The following is a 7,224-nucleotide window of genomic DNA, read 5'->3' on the forward strand; positions in this document are numbered from 1 at the left end:
CGGCGCCCGGTGGAACGGAACAGAAGGGTTGGTAACCCCACTCAACGGTGGGGAATGGTGGGGAACGGGGCAATCGCGGCGCCGTGGAACTGCGCCGCCTCCCCGGTGGGCTACCGGCGGGCGTTCGGCCGCCGGTGGGCACGGCGGCTGCGGCGGCCGTGCTGGAGTTCCCGCAGGGCTGCGCGGATCTGGGGCGCGGTCGGCGCGGGGCGGCCGTGTGCGGCCAGGCCGTCGAGCAGGTTGTCCACCAGCCGCGCCAGGTGGTCGATGCGGTGGCTGGTCCTCGGGTTGCGCCTCATGGCCCTTCTCCTTCGGTCGGGTAGCGGGGGGCCGGTGCTGCCCCGCCTATAGGCCGCCCGTGTCAGAAGCCGGCGCTCCCCGGCGTCAGTGAACAAATGTGAGGCTGCTGTGACTGGTGTGACTCCCGCTCTGGGGGCGTGCTGCGGGCCTTCGCGGCATGTCACCCCTTGACCACCCCCCCCTTGTCCGACCCCTTGACCGCGCCGCGTCACGGTTGGCTGGCGCGGGTGTTTGTCCTGGACTGCAGGGGTTGCCCGGCGGGAACAGGTCGCGGACAAGGGGGGTCGGGTCATCCTGCGATCTGGCTCGCCGGCGAGGGGCGCCGGCGGGCGGAAGGAGGGTCGCGGTGGCAAGCGGAGAAGCGGGTGTGCGGCGGTGGCCGGCGGTGCCGGTGCCGGGCGCATCCTGGAGGGGCCGGTGGAGCGGCACAGAAGTGCACTGCTGCGGCACGGCAAAGTACATGGCCGCGGCGGGAAGCGGTGTTCGGGCAGGTCAGCACGTCGGGCAAAGTGCACTGCTGCCGGTCCGAACGGCATGGCGGGCACTGGCGGGCGGGCGCCGGCGGGGTTCGTGTGCGCGGTCGGCCGGTCCCGGGAGTGGTCGCACGGGGCGGGCTGCCGCTGGTTTCCCGAGGGCGCACCCGCGCCGGTACCCGAGAGTGCACCCGACCCTCTCGCGTGCGGCCGGAGTGTTCTGCCTGGTCAGGCCCCTTGTCCGGACATCACTACGGATGCCGACTACCCCTCTGCCCTCCACCCTCCTTGGCCGTACCTGGGGGAAGGGGACGGTGCGGCGTAGGCGGGCGGCAGGGTGCGAGGGGTCCAGCGCTGGTTTCGGCCTCCGGCGGGCCGCTGGCCGGGCCGCTGGCCGCCGCTGGTTGCGTCGGCCGGGGAAGAGGCCGGGCCGGGCTGTCGGCGGCTCAGGCGACCATGGACAGCCTCCACGAAGCGATCGTCGGCGGGGAGGCGTCAGATGACGGACAGGGCAGGCTCGGTGACCAAGCCGAGGGCGAAGGCAGGGCAGAAGGAGGCGCGGCGGCCGCGGGCGACGGTCCGCGACCAGGCCGACGTGCTGCGGGCGCTGGGGGTGCTGAAGGTGGCCACCGCGACGCAGATCATGGAGCTGGTCCGCCCGCACCTGTCGGACAACAAGGCGATCCGCAACGCCCTGCTGGTACTCAAGGCCGACAAGCTGGTGGTCGCCGAGGGCAGCACGGCGGGTCCGGCGGGGAAGTTCGGTACACCGGACCGTGTCGGTGAGCCGTCGCGGAAGCTGTGGCGCCTGACACCGGCCGGTCTGGACGCGGCCGCCGAGAAATTGGGGCGCGGCCCTGACGAGATGGGCGGCAATGCCCGCGGCGCGGGTATCGGGGGTGCGCCGCACGCGATGCCGGTCAACGCCACGGTTACGGCCTTCATCTGCGGCGGCAGGGCGCCGGGCGCTCCGGCCGGGATGGGCGGCCTCGAGGCATGGCGCACCGAAGTGCCGCACGCGCTCAGCAGCTCGGGCAAGCGCAACGTCCGTAGCGATGCGGTGTTCCAGGACAAGGCCGCCGGTGTGCCGCTGCTGATGGTGGAGGTCGACCGGGCGACCGAGCCCGCGCACGTCCTGGCGGACAAGGTCGGGTCCTACGCGGACCTCTACGCCCGCCGGGTGCGGCCCCCGGGGATGCCGAGCACCGGCCGGGGCACGATCGGCGACCTGAACACGGTCCCGTTCTGGGAGACGCTCTACCCCCGCACCGGCCTGCCCGGGTGGCCGCCGCTGGCGATCGTGCTCACCGGAGCCGGCCCCACCGCCCTGGACAACCGGATGCGCGCGGTCGCCCAACTGTCCCGCGAGTTCTGGGCCGGGACCGAACACGCCGACTACGGCTACAGGGCGACCGCCCCCGAGGACGGTGACTTCTACCTTGACTTCACCGCCAAGGTCCCGCTCGTGATCACGACCCTGGACCTGCTGCAGCAGCACGGCCCGATGGGACCGGTGTGGTTCCGCGTCGCACAGTACCGAGGCACTCAGCCCGAACCGCTACTCCAGGCGCTCACCGACACCCACACCGCAGCCGAGTACCGCCAGCGCCGCAAGCAGCGCAAGCGCGCGGCAGAGGCTGCCGAAGCCGAGAAGCAGCGCCGCGAGGCAGCCGAGCAGCGACTGCTGGACGAGCAGTGGAAGCGCTCGGAGTGGTTCGAGAAGCGGAAACGGAAGATGAAGAAGCTCGCCCGCCAGTGGGATGAGCCCAAGACCGCAGACGAGCGGTGAACCCCTGGCCCGCGCATCTCACACCGGTGACAGTGGTGGGAGCCGGATGTGTCACCGCCGCGACAGTGGCGCTGGGCTTGCTCGCTCCAGCCTTCGCGTTCGCTCGGGGGAGGACCTGGAGCGTAGTGCCGGCGTCAAGGCCCGTCCATGCCTGCGGCAGATGAGCCGGTCCGAGGATACGACCGCAGCGTCCCGGCAAGGCCGCTGTACGCCCGTGTGCCGCTCCGGCGTCAGCAGCCCGGCCGGTTGTGCCACCTCGCGTCAGCGGGACAGCCGCAGCCGCGCACAAGGACCGGGCCCGGGCACCTCGGGAAGTCCGAGCCCGGCCCTTCGTCGTGCGTGACGTGACTTTGCTGAGAGAAGGGCGTTGGTCTATGGAGAGGGGCGGCTTACCGGTCTGCTCAGCTTGTCGAGGGCCTGCTGACTGGTAAGCCGCCATAGACCCCATGAAGGGCTCTGACCTGTATACCGAGTGCCGCAGGGTGAAGGTAACGGCCGGGCCCTTGGAAAGGTGCGGCTTCGTGCGCTACCTGGTGCTCTTCGGCATGCTTGTCCTGCCTCTGGCAAGTCTTGTCTCCGCAACTGTGATTGTTCTTAGAGCCATCGACCGCGCGCCTGCTGCCCAGCTTGCTGACGTGCTCAGAGCTCTGGCGGAGCTGATCCGCCCCTTCTTCAGATTCCGGAGCCGAAGGTGATGGCGGGCCGTGCCGGTCTCGTTCGATCCCACGGAGGGGTCCGGGCCCGGCTCTTTGCCGCGCCGCTGCTACCAGCGCATCCCCAACGCGTCGAGTTCGGCGCGTCGTTCGGGGCTGAGCTTGTCGGCCCGGCGGCGGGCGTTGTCCAGGAACATGCCGATCTTGTGTTCGATCCCGTCCACGACTTCCACGGCCTTCCTGGACGGCTGCAGGTGGCCCTCCCGGGCGTGGTACTGCCGGGCTGCCGCGAGGTTCGCCGCCCACTTGTCCGCCTGCGTACGGGGCGCCGGCGGCCGCTCAGACGCCTCTGCCGGGGACAGGTGCAGCATGTTCTCCAGCATCCAGACCTGCGCGGGCAGCAGCTGGTCCCAGTCCAGGCGCTGCGCCTGGACCCACGCGCCCAAGTCCTCGCCCTGCACCGTGGCCTCGCCCGGCCCGGGCAGCGGGGCGCCTGCCTCGATGAGGCCCCGGCACAGCTTGTAGCAGCGCTGCCACGCCACCGGCCACGCCGGGCACCACGACGGGTCGATGGCCTCCAGGGCGTCCCTGCGTTCCTCGGTCAGCGCACCCGTGGCGGAGCCGACCGGCAGCCCCTGCTCGCGCCGCGCCTCGAGCTCCGCCGCCTTCCTGCCCGCCGTCCTCAAATTCTTTGCCCACACCCCCACCGGGTGTCCGTTCCAGGTGGCCGTGGTGGGCGGGAGGAAGTGCCCGTGCGCGGCCGCCCACCCCTGCGCTGCTGACAGCCCCTCCTGAAAAGCGACGTCCCAGTGCGACCAGATCATCCGCAGGTTTTCGAGCTCCTGGACACGCGCGGGCTTCATCTCACCCGCGTTGTAAAACCGCCTCTGGTCAGCGATCCACGTTCCCAGCGGAAAGTCAGCGGGAGTCCAGTCCTCCGGCGTGACATAGGAATAGGCAACTTTCAGATCCCCGTTCTCTTTCACGTACCGGGTCGCGGCCTGGACTCCCTGACGCCAATACGTGTTTTCGGGCTGGAGAATCCGGAGTTTCATGAACTGCGCCAGCACGGCCGGGTCACGCGGGGTGGAGAAGGAAAGCAGGCTCTGCGCGGGGGCAGAAGTGCCGCGTTCCTCACCCCGGCCCGCGGCCTTGGTCTCCGCCGCCGACGGCTTCCGGCTCCGGGTGTTCGACTGCTGCTCCGCCAGAGCTTCCACCGTGTCCGCGTCATGACTACGAAGAGCAGCCAAAATCCGGGCCAACCCGTTGTAGCCACGACTGGTGAGCATGGCGTCCGGGTCCTCACCCTTGCCCAGGAAAACCGGCACAACCAAGCTGGCGACCTTGCCCTCTCCGGGCTTCATGCGCAACGCCCGGCCGACGATCTGGAGAATGTCGACGGCCGACCCGCGCACATCTCCGAAGTACACAGAGTCACAACCTGGCGTGTCCACGCCCTCCCCGAGAATTCGAACACTGCTCAGCAGCCGCAGGCGCATCGGGACCAGGTCGCCGTCCAGGCGCTCGCCGACCGGGTCCGCGAACGTGGCCAGCACCTCCTTGCGGCGCTTCGGTTTGTGCTCCCCGCACAGCCAGTCAGACCACACCCGATCCGGCTCCGGGTACGTCTCCGGGTCGTCCTCCCACAGCCGCTGCGCCACGGCCGGCACCCCGGCCGCCATCGCCTCGGCCTCGCTGGTCCGGTAGTGGAAGGTCAGCATCCTGCGCAGGCCGCGCTCCGCGGCGGTCTTCACCGCAGCGGTCTGCAGCGCGGCGATCCGGCTCCCGCGCACGTTGTCCGACCTGGCCTCGATCCCCAGTAGCGCGGCCGCCTGGAGCTCCGGGTCGGTCACGTCGACGCACACCACCTGCCAGGCCGCGACCAAGCCGAGATTGCGGGCCTGTGAGAGCGTCAGCTTGTACGCCACGGACCCGAACAGCCCGTCCGGGTCGTCCTCCATGCTGGCGACCAGGACCGGGGCGCTGCTACCGCCCTCGCCGGTCTCCGGCGCCTCCCACACCCTCGGAGTGGCGGTCATGTAGAGCCTGCGGTCGGCCGGCACCTTGGCGTTGTCGTGGATCGCGGCCCACGGCTTCGAACCGCGCCCGCTGGTCCGGTGTGCCTCGTCCACGACCACCAGCGACCATGGTGCGAGGCCCGCCTCATGCGCCCGCTGGAGCGTGCCGAGCCCGACACTGGCGTACGTGGCGAACACCGTCACGTGATCCAAGCCGCGCGTCCACGCCACCAACTCGTCCACGTCCGTCGTGCACGCCGCCAGCCCCTGCGCCTCCTCGGCCCTCAGCGAGCAGATGCCGTAGAAGGCCCCCGTACGCCCGCCGGCGCGCCATGCGGCCGCCATCTGCATCAGCAGGTCCAAAGTCGGCACGAGCACCAGTACCCGGCCCGCCCGCAATTTTCGCGCAGTCAGCACGGCCATAAAGGTTTTCCCCGAACCGGTCGCCGCAATGACCTGCGTGCGCAGACCCTGCGCGGGCATTTCCTGACCCGGTTGCAATTCAAGTGCCCGCACCGCCGCATCGGACGCCTCAATTTGATGCGGAAGCGGGTCCATTTCCACGACCGTATTTTCTGCTGCTGCTTCGGCTGTGACCACTGTCACCATGATTGTGACGCTCCCAATCCCGGGACGATGCGCAGCCCCGGTGGGTGTGCGCCGGGGGGGTGTCTGAGTCCAGAGTCTAGCGTGCGTAGTTTTTTGACGCACCTAGACTCGACACCCACCCGAAGCTCGCCTGGGGAACAAGTGCACCACTCGGCAGCACCTGCCCCGCGACGCGGTTGGAGTCAGGGGAGCATGATGGTGGCCGTGGAAATGCATTGGAAGGGCAGGTACCCGCTACCAGAGCCTGCCGTTAGGCGGTTGCAGCAGTTCCGCTGGTTGTACGCGGGGTTCTCGCTGCTGGAGCTGACCAGCCTCGTGGCGCAGCTGGCCGGCGGCGGCCGGGGCTGGGGCGTATGGGCGAACGGGGCCGGACTGGTCCTGTTCGCGGGACTCGGGATCCTGGCCACCCGCCAGCTCCAACACCATCGTGCAGCCGAGACCCGGTCGGCACCCCCTCCCTCCTAGTCAGCCTGCTTGTTGCCCGCCCCCGCATAGTGGGCCCACAAGCAAGATGGCGCCCGCCGGGTCCCTGGTCGGAGGCCGTGGGGCGTACTGTCTGACCATGACGCATAGGGGTCAGCCTCGGGAGTCGTTCGCGGAGCTGCGGAAGAGTCCCAGAGAGCGGTATGCGGCCTGGAGGGGCGACCTGCCGCTCCCGGAACACCTCGCATCGAAGCACCGGCCGCTGGACCCGGTACAGGGCGCCGTGTTGATGGCGGTGCTCCCGATCTCGGCTGTTGCGGCTGCTGTCAGTCCCGACGGCTGGCCGTGGTGGCAGCGGGTCCTCGCGTTCTTGGCTGCGCTTGCTCTCAGCGTCTATCCGACCTTGCTGATCATCGGATACTGGCGCCTGTGGCGGCATCGGACTTCCGGCGATCCGAGGTGAGGCGGCCTTTCCGCATGATTCGCCGACAGGCCTGGTAGAGAGGTTTGGGAGGTTGGTGGCGAAGCGACATTCGTGGGTTCCAGTGCTGTGCATCGGCGTTGTGTTCTGGGGCTGCGAAGTGCTGGGCAAGCACGTCTGGTCGCATGAGGCTTTGGGGGCCGGCGATGGACTACGGCGAGAGCTCTCAGGTGGAACCCGCCTGCTCATGAGGCCGGTCGACCGCACCCCCTTCCCCCTAGCCAGCCTGTTTGTTGCCCGCCCATATGGGGCGCGCTGTATGGCTGTTCCCGCAACCCCCACGGGGCGCGGAGCGCTCCGCCAGGCCCCGAGCGGAGCGAGGGGCCACGGGCCGCCGGTTGGCGGGCCGTCAACCCTGGAGCGAAGCGGAGGGGTTGGCCCGGCGGAGCCGGGCAGACCGCGCGCAGCGCGGTCACGCAGAGCGAAGCGAGGCGTTTCGCTTGCACAGCGCGCAGCGCTGTGGTACCCGCTCCGCGGG

General features: G+C 70.0%; 4 protein-coding genes. 2 read left to right on the forward strand and 2 right to left on the reverse strand.

What is annotated here, in order from left to right; translation table 11 throughout:
* Window positions 1–110: 110 nt before the first annotated feature.
* A complete protein-coding gene (locus BUE44_RS35430; RefSeq protein ID WP_073503122.1) occupies window positions 111–299 on the reverse strand; it encodes a hypothetical protein in 189 nt (62 codons plus the stop codon).
* Window positions 300–1,272: 973 nt separating this feature from the next.
* Between BUE44_RS35430 and BUE44_RS35435 the strand changes: the two genes are divergently transcribed.
* Complete coding sequence (locus BUE44_RS35435; RefSeq protein WP_073503123.1) at window positions 1,273–2,562, forward strand: replication-relaxation family protein; 1,290 nt, start codon at window positions 1,273–1,275, stop codon at window positions 2,560–2,562.
* A gap of 763 nt (window positions 2,563–3,325) precedes the next feature.
* Here the strand turns inward: BUE44_RS35435 and BUE44_RS35445 are convergent.
* Window positions 3,326–5,842, reverse strand: coding sequence for a DEAD/DEAH box helicase (locus BUE44_RS35445; protein WP_235002775.1), 2,517 nt, complete (start codon window positions 5,840–5,842; stop codon window positions 3,326–3,328).
* Between the two features lie 258 nt (window positions 5,843–6,100).
* Here BUE44_RS35445 and BUE44_RS35450 point away from each other — a divergent pair, with 258 nt between their 5' ends.
* Window positions 6,101–6,307 carry a hypothetical protein gene (locus BUE44_RS35450; RefSeq protein WP_143172677.1) on the forward strand — a complete coding sequence of 69 codons (207 nt, stop codon included), beginning with the start codon at window positions 6,101–6,103 and terminating at the stop codon, window positions 6,305–6,307.
* The last annotated feature ends 917 nt before the right edge of the window (window positions 6,308–7,224 follow it).

Source organism: Actinacidiphila paucisporea (genome assembly GCF_900142575.1).
GTDB classification, from domain to species: domain Bacteria; phylum Actinomycetota; class Actinomycetes; order Streptomycetales; family Streptomycetaceae; genus Actinacidiphila; species Actinacidiphila paucisporea.

What these genes read in the sequence shown, in the direction of transcription:
- BUE44_RS35430 (WP_073503122.1), bottom strand. Translation starts at nt 299, where the DNA reads ATGAGGCGCAACCCGAGGACCAGCCACCGCATCGACCACCTGGCGCGG.
- BUE44_RS35435 (WP_073503123.1), top strand. Translation starts at nt 1,273, where the DNA reads ATGACGGACAGGGCAGGCTCGGTGACCAAGCCGAGGGCGAAGGCAGGG.
- BUE44_RS35445 (WP_235002775.1), bottom strand. Translation starts at nt 5,842, where the DNA reads ATGGTGACAGTGGTCACAGCCGAAGCAGCAGCAGAAAATACGGTCGTG.